The following is an 18,119-nucleotide window of genomic DNA, read 5'->3' on the forward strand; positions in this document are numbered from 1 at the left end:
GCAGATCGCAAGACAGAACAGCGGGCCATGGCCCGCTGTTTTCGTTTCGGAGGCATGAGCGGGCCAAACGCCTACCCCGGGAACTTTGTTTGGCCTGGGCGCGCAACTCGACAGCCTCGTCGAAGATTGCCTTGCGCCGCTGCGACGCCCCCTCCCCCGCATCTCCGAATGCAACAAAAAAGGGCCTCCCGAAGGAGGCCCCGAGGCGGGAGGATATCTTTTCCCGTTACTTCATCGTCGGTATGACGAATTCGGCACCACCCTTGATGCCCGAGGGCCAGCGCTCGGTGATCGTCTTCGTCCTGGTCCAGAACCTGATCGAGTCCGTGCCATGCTGGTTGAGGTCGCCGAAAGACGAGGACTTCCAGCCACCGAAGGAGTGATAGGCGAGCGGAACCGGGATCGGCACGTTGACGCCGACCATGCCGATGTTGATGCGCGAGGCGAAGTCGCGGGCGGCATCACCATCGCGGGTGTAGATCGCGACGCCGTTGCCGTATTCGTGCTTCATCGGCAGGTCGAGGGCCTCCTCGTAGTTCTTGGCGCGAACAACCGAGAGAACCGGTCCGAAGATTTCCGTCTTGTAGATGTCCATGTCGGGCGTGACGTGGTCGAACAGGCAGCCGCCGATGAAATGGCCCTGTTCATAGCCCTGCAGCTTGAAGTCGCGGCCATCGACCACGAGCTTGGCGCCCTGCTCGACACCGCTGTCGATCAGGCTTCTGATGCGCTGTTCGGCTTCCTTGGTGACGACGGGGCCCATGTCGGCCTTCTCGTCGGTGTAGGGGCCAATGCGCAGGCTTTCGACCATCGGCGTCAACTTCTCGATCAGGCGGTTGGCGGTTTCCTCGCCGACCGGTACGGCGACCGAGATCGCCATGCAGCGCTCGCCGGCCGAGCCGTAGCCGGCGCCCATCAGGGCGTTGGCGGCCTGGTCCATGTCGGCGTCGGGCATGATGATCATGTGGTTCTTGGCGCCGCCGAAGCATTGGGCGCGCTTGCCGTTCATCGCGGCCGTGCCATAGACGTAGCGGGCGATCGGCGTCGAGCCGACGAAGGAGACAGCTGCGATATCCGGGTGGGTGAGGATCGCATCGACCGCGCCCTTGTCGCCGTTGACGACATTGAGGATGCCTGCCGGCAGGCCAGCTTCAATCATCAGTTCGGCAAGGCGGATCGGAATGGACGGGTCACGCTCGGACGGCTTCAGGATGAAGGCGTTGCCGCAGGCGATCGCCGGCGCAAACATCCACATCGGGATCATCGCCGGGAAGTTGAAGGGCGTGATGCCGGCGCCGATGCCGACGGCCTGGCGGATCGAGTACATGTCGATGCCGGGGCCGGCACCTTCGGTGAACTCGCTCTTCTGCAGATGCGGAATGCCGATGACGAATTCGCAGACTTCGAGGCCGCGGATCAGGTCACCCTTGGCGTCTTCGATCGTCTTGCCGTGTTCGCGCGAGAGGATCTCGGCAAGCTCGTTCATGTTGGCGTTCAGAAGCTCGACGAACTTCATGAAGACGCGGGCGCGGCGCTGCGGGTTGGTGGCCGCCCACTTCGGCTGCGCCGCCTTGGCGCTTTCGACAGCTGCTGCAAGTTCCGCGTCGCTTGCCAGCGCCACGGTGCCCTGCACTTCGCCGGTTGCCGGATTGAAGATGTTGCTGACGCGACCGCTCTTGCCGGCAACGCGCTTGCCGTCGATGAAATGACCCAATTCGTACATGGATGGTTCCTCCAGACCTTGATTGTGGCGGCATGATCGCACTACGATTTCAACAAATCAATTTCCGATATTCAGCAACCGTTGTGCAAAAATTAAAGTCCGCGGCTTGCGGACCGGGGTCTTGAGACTATGAACTGGGACGATGTCAGAATGTTTCTAGCGGTCGCGCGCACGGGCCAGATCCTGGCGGCGTCGAAACGGCTGAGTGTCAACCACGCGACGCTCAGCCGCCGCGTGACGGCACTCGAAGAATCCCTGAAGACGCGGCTGCTCGTGCGCCGGCCGAACGGCTGCGAGCTGACGGCCGAGGGCGAGATCTTTCTGGCAGCAGCCGAGCGGATGGAAACGGAGATGCTGGCGGCGCAATCGCAGATCGGCCGGATCGACACGGCGATTGCCGGAACGGTGCGGATCGGCGCGCCCGACGGTTTCGGCGTCTCCTTTCTCGCTCCGCGTCTCGGGCGGCTGACCGCCCGCTATCCGGAATTGAAGCTGCAACTGGTGCCGGTGCCGCGCTCCTTTTCGCTGTCGCAACGCGAGGCCGATATCGCGATCACCATCGAGCGGCCGGAACAGGGTCGCCTCGTGTCTTCGAAGCTTACCGACTACACCCTCGGTCTCTATGCCTCGGCGGACTACCTCGAAAGGCACGGCACGCCGCGAACGATCGACGACCTGAGAGAGCACCGCCGCATCGGCTATGTGGAAGACCTGATCTTCACGCCGTCCTTGAACTTCTCCGCCGAGATCATGCGCAGCTGGGATGCGTCCTTCGAGATCTCCAGCGCCACGGGCCAGACGGAAGCGGTCCGCTCCAGCGCCGGCATCGGCATCCTGCACAATTACATCGCCCGCCACGTGCCGGAGCTCACGCGCATCCTGCCGGAGACGACCATCCGCCGCGCCTACTGGACCACCTATCACGAAAGCGCCCGCGATCTCGTGCGCGTGCGCACCGTCGTCGCCTTCCTGCAGGAACTGGTGACGGCAGAGCACCAGATTTTCGTTTGATGTGAGGCCTCGCCGGCGGCTCATCACCTAAAGCGAAACACCGGCTTCGCGCAGCCCATCGACCAAGCGGCCAAGAACGCCTGGATCCTTGTAGGGCATGGCCCTTCTGAGATGGGCGATGGAAAAGTTGGGATTGACCTCAAACACCTCATGCCAGTAGCGGCGCGCTTCTTCGTGACGGCCGGTGCGGCCGTAGAGGCAGGCAAGATAGAAGCGCGTCATATCGGACCTGGGGGCGAGCGCCAGCCGACGCTTGAAGGCGATTTCCGCTTCGTCGTAGCGCCCGAGATTAAGCAGGGTCCGCCCCAGGAAATGTAGAGAAAGATCGAATTGCGGATCGAGCCTGTGGGCGCGCGTGTAGTAGGGCAGCGCTTCCTCGAACTGACTCTGGAAGTCGCGGATCGTGCCGAGCGCGGTATGACCGCCGGCAGAATTGGGATCGAGCCTGAGCATATGCTGTGCGGCACGTTCCGCCTCGTCATAACGCCGCCCCCAGCAAAGCGCGAGCGAAAGGGCATGGTGACCGTGGGCCTCGTTCTCGTCGGTGGCGACCGCCTTTTCGGCGAGCTCGAGCGCGCGCGAGACATTGTCGAACGTTCCGCCGTTCCACCGATTGATGTAGTCGGTCAGAGAAACGATGGAGAGCGAAGCATAGGCCGCCGCCAGCCCGGGATCGATGGCGATCGCACGTTCGAGCATGCTGCGTGCCTCCGCCGACGATACCGCATCGAACCGCAGGATCGCCTGGCGCGACCGCACCAAGAGGTCATAGGCCTCCGGATCGACCTTGCCGCGCCCCTCGCGCCTCTCTGTTTCGCCTGCCGTCAGTTTTACCTTGAGCGCCGTCACGATGGTGCGGGTCACCTCGTCCTGGACCTCGAAGATATCCTCGATGCCGCGGTCGTAGCGCTCGGCCCAGAGATGGCCTCCTGTCGTGCCGTCGATCATCTGGGCGTTGATGCGGATGCGATTGGCGGCGCGGCGCACGCTGCCTTCGAGCACGTAGCGGACGCCGAGATCACGGCTGACCTGGCGGATATCCGGTGATCTGCCCTTGTAGGCAAAGGAGGAATTGCGGGCGATGACGAAGAGACCGGAAACCTTGGAGAGATCGGTGATGATGTCCTCGGTGATGCCGTCGGCAAAGTATCCCTGTTCCGGGTCGCCGGACAGGTTGTCGAACGGCAGCACGGCGATCGACGGCCGGGTAGGCAGCTGCGGCGGGGATTCGGCGACCACCTTCACGGGCGCATCGGCATACTCGTCCGGCGACCAGTTCCAGATGTGCACCGGGCGTTCGATGTTCTTGACCTCGTGATGGCCGCTGTCGACGAAGTTAAGATCGGTGCGGCCCTGCACATATTCATGCACGCCATCGGAAATCGCGACGCCGCCAGGTCTGGCGAGCGCTTCTATGCGCGCCGCCACGTTGACGCCGTCACCATAGAGATCGCTGTCGGCAACCATGATGTCGCCCATGTTGATGCCGACGCGCAGCACGATGTGCTGATCCGACGGCACGTCCGCATTGGCCAGGACCATCGCCCTCTGCAGGGCTGCGGCACATTCGACGGCGTTGACCGCACTCGAAAACTCGACCAGAACGCCGTCGCCCGTTCTCTTGAACACCCTGCCCTGGTGGGTTTCGACAAGCGGTTCCAGCACGTCTTTCCAGCGCGCCATGAGCTGCACGTAGGTGGATTTCTCGTCACGCTCCATCAACCGGCTGTAGCCGACGACGTCGGCAGCCAGAATAGCGGCAAGCCGCCGTGTGATGGATTCCTTGGCCATGGGGAGCGACGCCTTACTTGAACCCGTTGTGGAATTTTACCGGCGGATGAGGCCTATGTCCATTCGAACCGGGATCCCGCGGTGGCCCGGCATTAGCCCGAATTGGGTATCGCCGTGACAGGAACCGGACGAGGTGCCTCAACGTTGCTTTCACGGGAGGAGAGTTGGTTGCGTTAGGCTCGAACCGATGGCCAAAGGCATGCCAGCCGCAATCGGCTCGCGCTCCTGTTTCGACGAAGGAGTGTGCAAGGATGCTTGTGTCTGTCCCAGGCCGGCCGATCCTGCCGGGTGAACTCACGAAGATCGAAGACGTCTTTACCGAAGCGCTGAGAGACCGAGAGCTGTCGCGCCAATCGCCCGAAGCCTCGGCGCTCGCTGCGCGGCTGATCGAACTCTATCAGAACGGCGTACAGGACGTGATGGCTCTGAGAGCGATGGCGAAGCTGTTTTGAGAACGTGCAAACCTGCACTCGGAAAAGGCTTCAACATCCACGATGTTTGAAGAAAATGGTACGGTTGGTGGGAATCGAACCTACGACCTCAGGTGCCACAAACCTGCGCTCTAACCAACTGAGCTACAACCGCACATCAAGCGACATCAGTCGCTTGGCGGCTCACATACGGAGACTTCCGCCGCTTTGCAAGCCTAAACTTGAGATTATCCTGCAAAAAATCCGGATGGCAAGCCATCCGGATTCTTGGATTTCGGCGCGCTGGCAGGATTAGGCGACAGCAGTCCGTCGCCACCGTTCAGCCCGCGCAGTCGGCTGACTTAGACCTTCTTGAAGGACGACATCGCCTTTTCGGCGGCGTCCTTGCCGGGCTTGGCGACGTTTTCGGCAACCTTCTTGGTGGCTTCCTGCATCGACTTCGCCTGCTCGACGGCGAGTTCGGCCTGCTTGCGGACAAAGCTCGTCTGCAGTTCGACGAATTCGGACAGCGACTTCACGCCGAGCAGCGCTTCCATGTGCGAAAGCGAGTTTTCAGCGTTGGTGCGCAGTGCGTCGATGGCCTTGAGACCGAGTTCGACGGTGCCGGTCTGGGCGCTTTCAAGCGTCGCTTCGACGGTCTTCGTTGCCTCTTCGGCAGCGGTCTTCATCTTGGAATAGGCTTCCTTCGACTGGACGGCACCCTTTTCCGCGAAATCGCGGAAGCTGTCGGTGAACTTCGCCGGGTCGAAAGAGGAAAGGGAAAATACGTCGTCGGTCTTCTTGGTAGCCATGAAAGCGCTCCTTGGTGTCAGGCCCTCTTCAGAGGCGCCGTTGATTGATGCGCACTATATAATCCATTCCCTTGTGCATTGCAATAAAATTGTGCAGCGCACAAAATCCGTAGCATTAACCTTTCGCGCTGAAAGCCGTGACGAAGCGCCGGCCCTCGCTGGACCCTCGCGGGCCTGCCGGGTATTAATAGAGTGTTAACCCGCAAGCGATCCGTCAATAGGCCCCTTTAATGCCCGCGAGACAGTATCCCTTCATCGATATCGCCGTGCATGCGCGGGTGCGGGAGCATTTTGCCCGCGGTGACGCGGCGATCCTGTTTTCGCGGGATTTCGCACGCATCCTCTGGGCCAACGACCAGGGGGCTGCCTTTTTCGGCGCCGGGTCGATCTACGATTTCATCGATGCGGGGCCGGACCAGGGCGACCTGGCGGTGCGTCAGCTCAGGGCCGCGGCCGCGCAGCTCGTGCGCGCCGGCGACCGGCGCCAGCTTTCGATCCGGAAGTTTTCGGGCTTTCGCGGCACGCCGCTCAATGTGAGCGTGGAGATGATCCGCGTGCGCCCGGACGAGGATGCGATACTCTTTACCGCGCCGCATTCGGGCGCGCCGCTGTCGCTTGAAGACCGCGCCGCGCGCATGATTGCCGGTCTCGACGGACCGGACACGCACATGGCCGTTCTCGACGGCAACGGCGGCATCATCGCCCACTCGCCGGGCTTCGTCGATCTCGGCATGTCGGACGAGACGCGCAAGCTGCTCGTCGATGCGGTCGGCCGGGACCATGACTGGCTGATCAAGCGCCCGGTCGCCACCCGGAGGGGGCATCTGCCGGCCGCGGTTGGCAAGATCGCCGACGATCCGTCCTTGCACCTGCTGTTCGCTGTCGAGACCATTCTCGGCACGCTCGATCCGGACGAAGACGCGCCGGCTGCGCAGATGTTGCCGATCTTGCCACTGGCCGAGGATCTGGCGCCAGCCGCAGAGACAACGGCTGCCGACGCACCGGACACGGCCGAACCGGCCGAAGCGTTGACCGAGGCCGCGGCTCCCACCGAAGCCTTCGAACAGGCGGAACCACCGGAAACGGATGCCGCGCCGCAGGACGATGGCGACGTCGAAAGCGCAGACACCGGGATTGCCGTGGATCAGGCCGCCCTGCCGGAGGAACCGGACGCTGCGAATATCCTGGACCCGGTCGACGCTGCGGATATCGACGCTTCGGTGCAGACCGTGGAGCCGACGCAGGATGGCGGCGAGCAGGCGCCTGCTGCCAAGACCGCCGCCGACGAAATCGAGACGCCGGCGGCCGCAACCCCTGTCACGACAGAGGACGCGGTCGATAAGGGCGAAACGATCGAGGCGACCGACGCCGGCGCGGGTCAGGCGGAACAGTCCGACTTTGCGTTCGCGCCCGGCGGCCGTGCGGTCCGCTTCGTCTGGAAGATCGACGCCGAAGGCCGCTTCAGCGAAATCTCCGAAGAATTCGCCACCGCCGTCGGCCCGCGCGCCGCCGATGTGATCGGCAACACCTTTACCAACGTAGCCGCACGCTACGGCCTTGATCCCGACCAGAAGATCGGCGCGCTGCTGCAGCGCCGCGACACCTGGTCGGGCAAGACGATTTTCTGGCCGGTTCAGGGCACGAGCCTCAAGGTTCCGGTCGATCTGGCGGCGCTGCCCACCTATTCGCGCTCCCGCGAATTCGATGGCTTCCGCGGCTTCGGCATCGTCCGCCTTGCCGATGCCATCGAAGACGAAGACGCCAACGGCCTGACGTTCGGCGCCACGCCCGACGCGACGGAAGAATATGTCGGAGCACACGGAGAGGCCGAGGCAACACGATCGGAAGACGGCGCGCACGTCTCTGCAATCGGCTCCGAGATCGAAGAGCTGCCTTCGCACGAAGAGCAGGCCCTCGCACAGCGATCTGCCGACGCCGAAGCTGGGCCTGTCGCGTTGGCGCAGGATAGCAACGCGACCGACGACCAGCCGCTTTTTCCCGGCACCGAGGACGCAGGCCAGGACGATGCCGCCGAGGCTGCTCCGGGCGAAGCAGTCGAGGCGAGTGAGTATCCCTTCCAGAAAGAACGTCCCGCGCTGCAGGTCGTCGACACCGCTGAGCCCCCCGTTTCCGACAAGATCGTCGAACTCGAGAAACACCGCGCGGCAACCGCACTGACGCGCGGCGAACAGGCGGCGTTTCGCGAGATCGCGCGGCAACTGGGCGAGCACTTCGGCCAGCCGGCGTCAGATGCCCCGCCTACAGAGGAAAGCGACGCGGCGGACGATGCGGACACCCCCTTCCTGGCGGGCGCGCACGGCGCCGTCTCCTCACCAGCAGACGAAGACGCAGGCGCGGAAGAAACGGGCGCGGGGACCGACGGCGACGCGCGAGAAGACGAACAGCCGGATGAGCATCTCCAGCCGCACGCGGCCGATATCGGCCTTGGCGGCGAGATCCTCGACAGCCTGCCGATCGGCATGCTCGTCCATCGCGGTGAAGAGCTGCTGCATGCCAACCCGGAATTCCTGCGGCTGACCGCCTATGGCGACCTTGGCGAATTTGCCCGGGAAGGCGGCATCGATGCGCTCTTTGCCAACGGCGAAGAGGCGACCGACCAGGAACCCGACGGTACGATGACGCTGATCCGCAAGGACGGCCAGATGCGGCCGGTCACCGCGCGCCTGCACACGATCCGCTGGGACGGCCGGAGCGCGCTGATGCTGGCGCTGACGCCGGCGGCCGCGAACATGCCGTCGGCCGGGCTTGACGAGGCGCTCTCCGGTGACGACGTCGACCACCTGAAGACGGAAATCGACGAGCTCAAGTCCATCCTGGAAACCGCGACCGACGGCGTCGTCATTCTCGGCCATGACGGCGACATCCGCTCGATGAACCGTTCGGCAAGCGCGCTCTTCAACTATGACGAGGGCGAGATCCGCGGCAAACCCTTCGCCGCGCTCTTCGCCCACGAGAGCCAGAAGGCCGTCATCGACTACCTGCACGGGCTTTCCGGCCACGGCGTTGCCAGTGTTCTGAACGACGGGCGAGAGGTGATCGGCCGCGAGGCGAACGGCGGGTTCATCCCGCTGTTCATGACCATCGGTCGGCTTTCGGCCTCCAACGGCTTTTGCGCCGTCATCCGCGACATCACGCAGTGGAAGCGCACGGAAGAGGAGCTTCGCAACGCCAAGCGCGCGGCGGAAACGGCGAACGCCCACAAGACCGAATTCCTCGCCCGCGTCAGCCATGAGATCCGCACGCCGCTCAACGCAATCATCGGCTTTTCCGACATGATGGCGAGCGAGCATTTCGGTCCGGTCGGCCACCCGCGCTACATCGAATACGCCGGCGATATCGGCCGTTCGGGCCGCCACGTGCTCGACATCGTCAACGATCTGCTCGACATCTCGAAGATCGAGGCCGGTGAGATGGAGCTTGATTTCGGCGCCGTCGAGATCAACGAGGCGGTGTCTGAGGCCGTTTCGCTCGTTCAGCCGCAGGCCAACAGCCAGCGCGTCATCATCCGCACCTCACTGTCCGCCGCCGTGCCCAACGTCGTTGCCGACGGCCGATCGATCAAGCAGATCGCGCTGAACATCCTGGCGAACGCCATCCGCTTCACGCCGTCTGGCGGCCAGATCGTCGTGTCGACCTCCTACGAGGCGAACGGCAGCGTCATGCTGCGCATCCGCGACACCGGCGTCGGCATGACCCGCGGCGAACTCGACCAGGCGATGAAGCCCTTCCGGCAGGTGACGACAGGCGCGCGCAAGCGCGGCGACGGCACCGGGCTCGGCCTGCCGCTGACCAAGGCGATGGCGGAAGCGAACCGCGCCCAGTTCTCGATCACCTCGGCACCGAACGAGGGAACGCTGGTGGAAATCTCCTTCCCGTCACAACGCGTCTTGGCGAACTGAGGCCGGATGTTATAAGGAAATGTTGACTTGTGGCGGCCAGTTTGCTGGCCGCCATCGGCCATTTCCTGCCGTCATGCCGCGGAATCGATCGATTGCAGTCCACATCTCAGAGCATCAAGCGCCGCCATGCACGCGCGGGAACCGGTCTTTCCCATCCCCTGCTGGCGACCTGGGCCGGATTGACATCGGCCATCGTGCTGATGCCGATCATTGCTATCGCCTGGCTCGCGATCTCCGGCGGCGGCGGCAACTGGCCGCATCTCATGGAAAACGTCGTTCCGCGCGCCACCGGGCGAACGCTGCTCTTGATCTCGCTGACGGGCGCTGCGACCGCCTTCGTCGGCATCCTGACCGCGTGGCTGGTCGCGAGCTGCGAGTTTCCGCTGCGGCGTTTTCTCTCGGCCGCTCTGGTCTTGCCGCTTGCGATCCCCGCTTACCTTGCGGCCTATGCGTTCGGCGAGCTTTTCACCTTTACCGGGCCGGTGCAGGGGCTGATCCGCGCCATCTTCGGCTTCAAGACGAGCCGCGACTACTGGTTTCCGGATATCCGTTCGCTCGGCGGCGCCGTGCTGGTGCTCAGTTCGGTTCTCTATCCCTATATCTATCTCGCCTGCCGATCGATGTTCCTGATGCAGGGACGCGCGGCCGCCGACGTCGCCCGCACGCTCGGCGCCGGGCCGCTGAAGGTGTTCTTCCGCATCCAGATACCGATGGCCCGCCCGGCCATCATGATCGGCCTGACGCTGGTGGCGATGGAGACACTGAACGACATCGGCGCGGTTGAATTCCTCGGCGTGCAGACGCTCACCTTTTCGATCTTCGACACGTGGCTGAACCGCGGCAGCCTTGCGGGCGCCGCGCAGATCGCCTGCATCATGCTGGTTTTCGTCATCGGCCTGATGATGATCGAGCGGGCCGCGCGGCGGCGCCAGCGCTTCTCCAGCCAGAAGACGACATCGGCCGTCCATGACGCCGCCAGGCTTGTGCTAACCGGCTGGAAGAAGTGGGCCGCGATGCTCGCCTGCCTGTTGCCCGTGCTCTCGGGCTTTGCCGTTCCCTTCCTGATCCTCGGCAATTTCGCGCTCAAGCGCATCGACCAGTTCATCGAGCCGCGGCTGCTGAGCGCCCTCTTCCACAGCATCCTGGTTTCGGGCGCGGCCGCAACGGTTACCGTTCTGCTCGGCTTCGTGCTCGCCTATGCGGCACGCACCGGGCACTCGCGGGTGACTGACCTCGCCGGGCGGCTCGCTTCCTTCGGCTATGGCGTGCCCGGTACCGTGCTTGCCATCGGCGTGCTCTTTCCGCTTGCGGCGCTCGACAACCTGATCGACGCCGGCATGCGCGATACGTTCGGCGTCTCCACCGGCCTGATGATGACCGGCACCGGCTTTGCGATCATCTATGCCTGCAGCGTGCGCTTCCTCACCATGGCCGAGGGTTCGCTCGAGGCCGGGTTCCAGAAGCTTTCTCCGCATCTCGACATGGCCTCGCGCGCGCTTGGCCGCACCGGCGGACAGACCTTGCGCACCGTGCTCCTGCCGATGATGCGTCCGGCGGTGCTCACCGCCGCCCTGCTCGTCTTCATCGAAACCATGAAGGAACTTTCGGCAACGATCATGCTGAGGCCCTTCAACTTCAATACGCTGGCGACGCTCGTCTACGAAGACGCGTCGCGGGCAAAGGTCGAAGACGCTTCGGTCGCGGCGATGATCATCGTCGTCGCCGGCATGATCCCGGTCATCCTCGTTTCCCGATCGCTCGAACGCCGATCCTGAGCCTTTGCGGGTCGCAGGCATAAAAAAGAGGTGGCTGGGAGGCCACCTCGATAGTTGAATGCTAAACCAACAATCGCTCGAGAAGTAACCAAGTCATGTCCGCGACGGCAGCTCTGCCGAACGCCGATCCAACATCGATCAGCCTCAAGTTGGCATGACCATGCGCCCCCAAACCTTAACAGAACCTTACTCGCCACATCCGCAATTTTAGGGATTTTTCAGCAAGTCTGAAGCCTTGGTTAATTCCAATCACGCGAATCCGTTAACGCGCCCTCAATTTTTAAGGGCATCCAGTCCGGCGTAGAGATCAAGCGCCTCGGGGTTGGCGAGCGCCTCCTTGTTCTTGACAGGACGGCCATGCACCACATCGCGAACCGCAAGCTCGACGATCTTGCCGGATTTCGTGCGGGGAATGTCGGCAACCGCAATCACCTTCGCCGGCACGTGCCGCGGCGAGGCGCCGACCCGGATACGGTTCTTGATCGCCTTGGTCAGGTCGTCGGTCATTTGAACCCCAGGGGCGAGGCGAACGAAGAGAACCACGCGCACGTCGTCTTCCCAGTCCTGCCCGATACAAAGCGCCTCGGCCACCTCCTCCATCTGCTCGACCTGATTGTAGATCTCAGCCGTGCCGATGCGCACCCCGCCGGGGTTCAGTGTGGCATCCGAACGCCCGTGAATGATGATGCCGCCATGTTCGGTCCATTCGGCAAAATCGCCGTGGCACCAGACATTGTCGAAGCGCTCGAAATAGGCAGCCCGATACTTGGCGCCTTCCGGGTCGTTCCAGAACATCACCGGCATAGACGGAAAGGCCTTGGTGCAGACGAGTTCCCCCTTCTCGCGGCGCACCGATTGCCCCTCGTCGTTCCAGACGTCGATCGCCAGGCCCAGACCCGGCCCCTGGATTTCGCCGCGCCAGACGGGCTTCAGGGGATTGCCGAGCACGAAGCAGGAGACGATGTCGGTGCCGCCGGAAATCGATGCAAGCTGGACGTCCGGCTTGATGCCTTCGTAGACAAAGGAGAAGCCCTCGGGCGACAGCGGCGAACCGGTCGAAGTCAGCAGACGGAGAGTGGAGAGGTCATGCGTGTTGGCCGGGACGAAACCGCCCTTGCGCACGGCGTCGATGTATTTCGCCGAGGTACCGAACACCGCGAATTTCTCGGCCGCGGCATAGTCGAAGAGCACGTTGCCATCGGGATAGAAGGGCGAGCCGTCGAACAGGCAGAGGGTTGCACCGATCGCAAGGCCCGAGACCAGCCAGTTCCACATCATCCAGCCGCAGGTGGTGAAATAGAAGAGCTTTTCGCCGCGGCGAAGGCCGCAATGGAAACGATGCTCCTTCAGGTGCTGCAGCAGAGTGCCGCCGGCCGAATGCACGATGCATTTGGGAACGCCTGTCGTGCCGGATGAAAACAGCACGTAGAGCGGATGGCTGAAGGGCAGGCGTTCGAAGGTCAGCGCCGTCGCCGGAAACGGCGCGATGAAATCTCCGAGTGTCGCGCCACCCTCGATCGTGGCTGCGAGTGCTGCACCGTCGCCGGCATAAGGGACGATCAGCGCCGGGACAGCAAGGGTCTTGGAGACCGCGCGAACCTTGGCGTCGACGTCCTGGCGCTTGCCATTGTACCAATAGCCGTCACAGGCGATGAACAGCTTCGGCGTGATCTGGCCGAAACGGTCGAGAACGCCCTGCTCGCCGAAATCGGGAGAGCAGGAAGACCAGATCGCGCCGATCGAAGCGGTTGCCAGCATCAATGCGATGGTTTCGGGCATGTTCGGCATCATCGCCGCGACGCGATCCCCGGGACCGATGCCCTGAGCCTTCAGCGCCTGCTGCAGGCGCGATATAAGCGCGCGAAGATCGTCCCACGACAGGCGGCCCTCGACCTTGTCTTCACCACGGAAGACGAGCGCGTCGCCATTCCCGGTTTCACGCAGAAGATTCTCGGCAAAGTTCAGCTTCGCCTCAGGGAAGAAGCGGGCATCGAGCATGCGGTCGCCGTTGACAAGGGCGTTGCCGCCGCGTTCGCCGATGACGCCGCAATGCTCCCAGACCCCGGTCCAGAAGTCGCCGCGCTCGGCCACCGACCAGGCGTGAAAAGCGTCATAATCCGCAAAGGTTCTGCCGAAGCGTTCACTGCTCCAGGCGATGAATTCGGCCATGGGGCTATGTGCAAGGATTTCCGGGCCCGGAACCCACAACGGCTGCTCTGCTTGCATGCTTTCCTCCACTCCTGCTCCATGCCCTCTATACCATGCTGCATCGCAAAATAAACAGCAGCGGCAGGGGCCTCGTCATCGCGTGGACGACATTTACCTGTCTGTTGCCTGTCCGTCGCATTTGATTTCTGAGAACCGAAGGCCTATCCAAGCTCACGTGACCCAAGCGACGGCGACCAGGCGGACATGAGACGGAAATTTCTGCATATGATGCGCGACGTACGCCTGTTGTCGCGTTTACGGCGCCGCCATTTCCTTTGGCCTGCCGCAATCGGCGTCGGGCTTGCTGCCGGCTACAACGCCGTACTGCCCTTGCTGATTTCGACGACGGACGTGCGCCCGACCGTGGAACACATGCTGGATGCATGGTCCGGTGGCAAGAGCCGGATAGCGGGCAATCCCGAAATCAGCTTCTGGCCGGAACCGACGCTTACCCTCCGCTCGGCGACGATCGAAACCGCCGACGGATCGTCCCGCAAGCTCGCGCATATCGGCAGCATCACCGCCACCTTCAGCCTGCTCTCGGCGATCGACGGCACGCCGGCCCTTCGCGACGTCCGGCTGGTCGAGCCCGTCGTCACGCTCGAGCGGCGTACGGACGGCACGCTCAACTGGCAACGGCCGCATTGGCTGAGCACACCGGATATGCGAGCCGCCGACAGGGATACGCCATTCGGCGATGTCGCGGTGGAAAACGGCCGCCTGCAGATCATCGACCTCGTGACCAACCAGACCCGGGAGTTTTCCGGTATATCGGGAACCATCGCCTGGCCGTCTTACTCCAAGCAGCTCAGCGCCCGGCTTTCGGGCAGCCTTGGCGGGCAGATGGTGGCCTGGACGCTCGAGTGCAACGAACCGCTGAGCCTGCTTACCGGCCGCGATGTGGCGCTCAAGACATCGCTGACCTCCGCGGCGCTCAATCTCTCATTCGAAGGTAACGGCAATCTCTCGTCGGTGCCGACCGCCGCGGGTCGGCTGCAGGTTTCGACGGCCTCGCTGCAGGCCCTTTCCGCATGGTATCAGGGCAAGGCGGCGCGCGCGCTTCCGGACAGCGGTTTCAGCCTCAGCGCCAACGTCACGAGCGGCAAGGCATCGCTGAAGCTCGACGAGCTTCATCTGACGCTCGGTGGCGCCAATGCGACCGGCATTCTCGACATCTCCACGTCCCTCGACAATACGCACCGCCTCGAGGGTACGCTCGCGTTCGACCGCATCGATCTCAACGGCCTGCAGCCCTTCATCGATCCGCTGGAGCCCGACGAACTCACGCAGCAACTGGGCGACGCTTTCGCGCGCGGCTGGCGTGCCGATGTGCGACTGTCGGCGCAGGAGGCGCTGGTGGGCCCGCTGCGGCTGGAAGATCTCGCCGCCGGCGTCATCATCGATCACGGGCGCGCGTCGATCGACGTGGCCGACAGCACCTATGCCAATGGCCGGCTCAGCGGACGGCTCGAAGCTTCGGAAAAGGGGCTCGCCGGCGGCGGCAAGCTGGAGCTGGTGCTGAAGAATGCCGACCTCTCCGCCGCCCTCGCCGGCCTTGGCTTCACCGGGCCTGTCCCCACCGGCCGGGGCAACGTCAATTTCGACCTTGCGACGGAGCATCCGTTCTGGGCCGCACAGGCGGCCGAGGCTTCCGGCCGCATCCGGCTTTCGCTCGCCAATGGCAACCTGTCCGGCTTCGACGCAACCACCTTCGCGAATCTCGTCAGAGCCGGCGAGTTCTTTTCGCTGGCGCAGGCGAGCGACGGCAACTTCGCCTTCCAGACGGCCGACATCGAAGCCAGTTTCGGCGAAGGGTCGGCGCGGCTGAACCGGGCGACTTTCGCCGGCGAAACCGGCAATCTTTCAGTCAACGGCGTCATTCCCTATCGCAGCGGCAGCCTGGCGCTCGCCGGCACCTACACCGATACCTTGAACGCAGGACAAAGGCTGCGCTTCTTCGTCGGCGGCTCCTGGCCGAATGCGGTGATCTCGCCTTTGTCGGTTCTCGGCGAACCCAACTGAAACGACCGGTGTAAGGCACGCCGGCCGTTCGTTTCGTAAGGGGCCTCTTCGCGCTGTTCGCGAAACCGCACCGTTCAGGATTGAAAGGCGTTTCATCAACGCCCCGTATCGACTTCCGGTTGTTGAGGTGATTAAACCGCGGCTCGCCAAGATAGCGGCGCCTGCCTCCCTCGACGCGCATTCAACTGCAGCATTTTTTAGAGAAACAACTATGAAGTACCCGACCTACGGCCTGATACTGGCATCGATGCTGACCGCCTGCACAGCAGTAAACCGCATTCCTGAAGAACACAGAATGGACAAGCACTACGGCGAAGCCAGCTACTTTATGTCCAGATGCCCGCAATACAAATCGCTCGAACTTAAGGGCGCCGTATTTGCCTATTGCTTGGCCAACAAGGCCTACAATACCGGATGCAACCCAAAGCAAATGGCCAATGCCTTCCTTGATGGAGCGCTTGCTTCGGAAAAAACCACCAAGGCTCGCTACGAAAACGTGCCGACAGAGAAGGTCTGCTCAGTCGCAGAGGCGCGTTACGGCAAGAACGGCTCAGTCTTTAAGCAGCTAATGATCCGCTGATCAGACATCGCCTCTGCTCAACTCGGAGCCTGCCGGCAACTCCTCGGAACAGGCCGGCAAGATGCGAGATGATGACCGGCCGGTGTCGAGCACCACCGGCCGCTTCGAAACCGATTTCCGCACGGTAGCGGCTCAGGACTGGGCGAAGGCCGCCCGCTCGTCCCTCTCGCGTTGCGCCTCGCGCTGCTTCGTCACGATCGAGGCAACGACCACGCCAATGGCGACGACGCCGATGAGGATCGTGCAGATCGCGTTGATTTCCGGCGTCACGCCGAGCCGCACCTGGCTGTAGATCTTCATCGGCAGCGTGGTGGCGCCAGGCCCCGTGGTGAAGCTCGATATCACCAGGTCATCCAGCGACAGCGTGAAGGCGAGGACCCAGCCGGAGAACACCGCCGGCGCGATCACCGGCAGGGTGATGGCGAAGAAGGTCCGGACCGGCGTGGCGCCGAGATCGAGGGCCGCTTCTTCGATCGACTGGTCGAAGCTCAGGAGCCGCGACTGCACGACCACGGCGACGAAGCACATGGTGAACGTGATGTGGGCCAGCGTGATCGTCCAGAAGCCGCGATCGAGACCGATGGCGACGAAGAGCAACAGCAGCGACAGGCCGGTAATGACCTCCGGCATGACCAGCGGCGCGTAGACCATGCCGGAAAACAGCATGCGGCCGCGAAAGCGCGTGTAGCGAACCAGCGCCAGCGCGGCGAGCGTGCCAAGGACGGTGGCGCAGGTCGCCGAGATCAGCGCGACGCGGATCGTTACCCAGGCGGCATCGAGCAGCGCCTGATTGTGCCAAAGCTGCGTGTACCATTTGGTCGAAAAGCCCGCCCAGACCGTGACGAGCTTCGATTCGTTGAAGGAAAAGATCACCAGAAGCACGATCGGCAGGTAGAGGAAGCCGAAGCCGAGCACGATCGAGGCGATGTTGAAGCGTGACCAGTTGCCCATCGCGTTACCTCCCCTCGCCGTCGGCCTTGGCCTGGGCGTTCTGGAAGTAGACGATCGGCAGCACCAGGATCAGAAGCAGGATCGTCGCCACCGCCGAAGACACCGGCCAGTCGCGGTTGGCGTTGAACTCGTTCCAGAGCGTCTTGCCGATCATCAGCGTTTCCGAGCCGCCGAGCAGATCGGGGATGACGAATTCGCCGACGGCGGGGATGAAGACGAGCAGGCAGCCGGCCACCACGCCCGCCAGCGACAGCGGGAAGGTCACGCGCCAGAAGGCCGTGAACGGCGTGCAGCCGAGATCGAGTGCGGCTTCGGTCAGCGTGTGGTCCATCTTTTCGAGCGACGAATAGATCGGAAGCACCATGAAGGGCAGATAGGAATAGACGATGCCGATATAGATCGCCCAATTGGTGTTGAGGATGATCAGCGGCTGGTCGATGACGTTGATGCTCATCAGGAACTGGTTGAGCAGCCCCTCGGGCTTGAGGATCGCGATCCAGGCATAGACGCGGATCAGGAAGCTTGTCCAGAACGGCAGGATCACCAGCATCAGCAGCGTCGGGCGAATGGTCTTCGGCGCCTTCGCCATGCCGTAGGCGACCGGATAGGCGATCAGCAGCGTCAGGACCGTCGAGACCCCCGCGATGATGACACTCGACACATAGGCGTTGAAGTAGAGGACGTCTTCCGTCAGCCAGACATAGTTGTCGAACGAGAACTCCCGCGCCTTGTCGAGGATTCCGGTCAGGCCGCCGAAGAGATCGAAGACCGGCGTATAGGGCGGCATGGCCACCGCCGTCTGCGACAGCGAGATGCGGAAGACGATGAAGAACGGAATGAGGAAGAAGAACAGCAGCCAGGCATAGGGGATGATGATGACGAGGCGGCTGAAGAGAGCGGATGCGACGCGTGTCAT

At 63.1% G+C, this 18,119-nt stretch carries 12 protein-coding genes and 1 tRNA gene; 6 read left to right on the forward strand and 7 right to left on the reverse strand.

The window, feature by feature from the left end; translation table 11 throughout:
- Positions 1-226: 226 nt before the first annotated feature.
- Positions 227-1,723, reverse strand: a complete 1,497-nt coding sequence (locus XB14_RS14480) for a CoA-acylating methylmalonate-semialdehyde dehydrogenase (protein ID WP_077962297.1) — start codon at positions 1,721-1,723, stop codon at positions 227-229.
- Between the two features lie 129 nt (positions 1,724-1,852).
- On the opposite strand from XB14_RS14480, the gene XB14_RS14485 reads away from it, so the two are divergent.
- Positions 1,853-2,734 (forward strand): LysR family transcriptional regulator, encoded by an 882-nt coding sequence (locus XB14_RS14485; protein WP_077962298.1) that lies wholly within the window; start codon positions 1,853-1,855, stop codon positions 2,732-2,734.
- A gap of 27 nt (positions 2,735-2,761) precedes the next feature.
- Here the strand turns inward: XB14_RS14485 and XB14_RS14490 are convergent, their stop codons facing one another.
- Entirely contained in the window at positions 2,762-4,525 is a 1,764-nt protein-coding gene (locus XB14_RS14490; protein ID WP_077962299.1) for an adenylate/guanylate cyclase domain-containing protein, read from the reverse strand.
- 251 nt (positions 4,526-4,776) lie between these two features.
- Here XB14_RS14490 and XB14_RS14495 point away from each other — a divergent pair, with 251 nt between their 5' ends.
- The gene (locus XB14_RS14495) at positions 4,777-4,977 is read left to right on the forward strand and encodes a hypothetical protein (RefSeq protein ID WP_077962300.1); all 201 of its coding nucleotides are present in this window, start codon (positions 4,777-4,779) and stop codon (positions 4,975-4,977) included.
- Between the two features lie 56 nt (positions 4,978-5,033).
- Here XB14_RS14495 and XB14_RS14500 read toward each other — a convergent pair.
- Positions 5,034-5,110, reverse strand: a tRNA-His gene (locus XB14_RS14500).
- A 187-nt stretch (positions 5,111-5,297) separates the two neighbouring features.
- Complete coding sequence (locus XB14_RS14505; RefSeq protein WP_077962301.1) at positions 5,298-5,747, reverse strand: phasin; 450 nt, start codon at positions 5,745-5,747, stop codon at positions 5,298-5,300.
- Between the two features lie 230 nt (positions 5,748-5,977).
- On the opposite strand from XB14_RS14505, the gene XB14_RS14510 reads away from it, so the two are divergent.
- Both XB14_RS14510 and XB14_RS14515 read left to right on the forward strand, forming a co-directional pair.
- On the forward strand, positions 5,978-9,667 hold the full coding sequence (locus tag XB14_RS14510) for an ATP-binding protein (protein ID WP_077962302.1): 3,690 nt from the start codon (positions 5,978-5,980) through the stop codon (positions 9,665-9,667).
- A gap of 92 nt (positions 9,668-9,759) precedes the next feature.
- Entirely contained in the window at positions 9,760-11,442 is a 1,683-nt protein-coding gene (locus XB14_RS14515; RefSeq protein WP_077962923.1) for an ABC transporter permease, read from the forward strand.
- Positions 11,443-11,715: 273 nt separating this feature from the next.
- Here XB14_RS14515 and XB14_RS14520 read toward each other — a convergent pair whose 3' ends face one another.
- Entirely contained in the window at positions 11,716-13,668 is a 1,953-nt protein-coding gene (locus XB14_RS14520; protein WP_077962303.1) for an acetoacetate--CoA ligase, read from the reverse strand.
- A gap of 186 nt (positions 13,669-13,854) precedes the next feature.
- Between XB14_RS14520 and XB14_RS14525 the strand changes: the two genes are divergently transcribed.
- The gene (locus XB14_RS14525) at positions 13,855-15,672 is read left to right on the forward strand and encodes an AsmA-like C-terminal region-containing protein (RefSeq protein WP_077962304.1); all 1,818 of its coding nucleotides are present in this window, start codon (positions 13,855-13,857) and stop codon (positions 15,670-15,672) included.
- Between the two features lie 211 nt (positions 15,673-15,883).
- Entirely contained in the window at positions 15,884-16,252 is a 369-nt protein-coding gene (locus XB14_RS14530) for a hypothetical protein (RefSeq protein ID WP_143348384.1), read from the forward strand.
- A 132-nt stretch (positions 16,253-16,384) separates the two neighbouring features.
- On the opposite strand, the gene XB14_RS14535 is transcribed toward XB14_RS14530, so the two are convergent.
- Both XB14_RS14535 and XB14_RS14540 read right to left on the reverse strand, forming a co-directional pair.
- Entirely contained in the window at positions 16,385-17,203 is an 819-nt protein-coding gene (locus tag XB14_RS14535) for an ABC transporter permease subunit (protein WP_077962306.1), read from the reverse strand.
- 4 nt (positions 17,204-17,207) lie between these two features.
- The gene (locus XB14_RS14540; protein ID WP_077962307.1) at positions 17,208-18,119 is read right to left on the reverse strand and encodes an ABC transporter permease subunit; all 912 of its coding nucleotides are present in this window, start codon (positions 18,117-18,119) and stop codon (positions 17,208-17,210) included.

The organism is Ensifer adhaerens (assembly GCF_002007205.1).
Lineage (GTDB): Bacteria > Pseudomonadota > Alphaproteobacteria > Rhizobiales > Rhizobiaceae > Ensifer > Ensifer adhaerens_D.

Bases quoted from the DNA above. Each gene is read 5' to 3' on its own strand.
- XB14_RS14480 (WP_077962297.1), bottom strand. From the start codon at position 1,723: ATGTACGAATTGGGTCATTTCATCGACGGCAAGCGCGTTGCCGGCAAG.
- XB14_RS14485 (WP_077962298.1), top strand. From the start codon at position 1,853: ATGAACTGGGACGATGTCAGAATGTTTCTAGCGGTCGCGCGCACGGGC.
- XB14_RS14490 (WP_077962299.1), bottom strand. From the start codon at position 4,525: ATGGCCAAGGAATCCATCACACGGCGGCTTGCCGCTATTCTGGCTGCC.
- XB14_RS14495 (WP_077962300.1), top strand. From the start codon at position 4,777: ATGCTTGTGTCTGTCCCAGGCCGGCCGATCCTGCCGGGTGAACTCACG.
- XB14_RS14505 (WP_077962301.1), bottom strand. From the start codon at position 5,747: ATGGCTACCAAGAAGACCGACGACGTATTTTCCCTTTCCTCTTTCGAC.
- XB14_RS14510 (WP_077962302.1), top strand. From the start codon at position 5,978: ATGCCCGCGAGACAGTATCCCTTCATCGATATCGCCGTGCATGCGCGG.
- XB14_RS14520 (WP_077962303.1), bottom strand. From the start codon at position 13,668: ATGCAAGCAGAGCAGCCGTTGTGGGTTCCGGGCCCGGAAATCCTTGCA.
- XB14_RS14525 (WP_077962304.1), top strand. From the start codon at position 13,855: ATGAGACGGAAATTTCTGCATATGATGCGCGACGTACGCCTGTTGTCG.
- XB14_RS14530 (WP_143348384.1), top strand. From the start codon at position 15,884: ATGAAGTACCCGACCTACGGCCTGATACTGGCATCGATGCTGACCGCC.
- XB14_RS14535 (WP_077962306.1), bottom strand. From the start codon at position 17,203: ATGGGCAACTGGTCACGCTTCAACATCGCCTCGATCGTGCTCGGCTTC.
- XB14_RS14540 (WP_077962307.1), bottom strand. From the start codon at position 18,119: ATGACACGCGTCGCATCCGCTCTCTTCAGCCGCCTCGTCATCATCATC.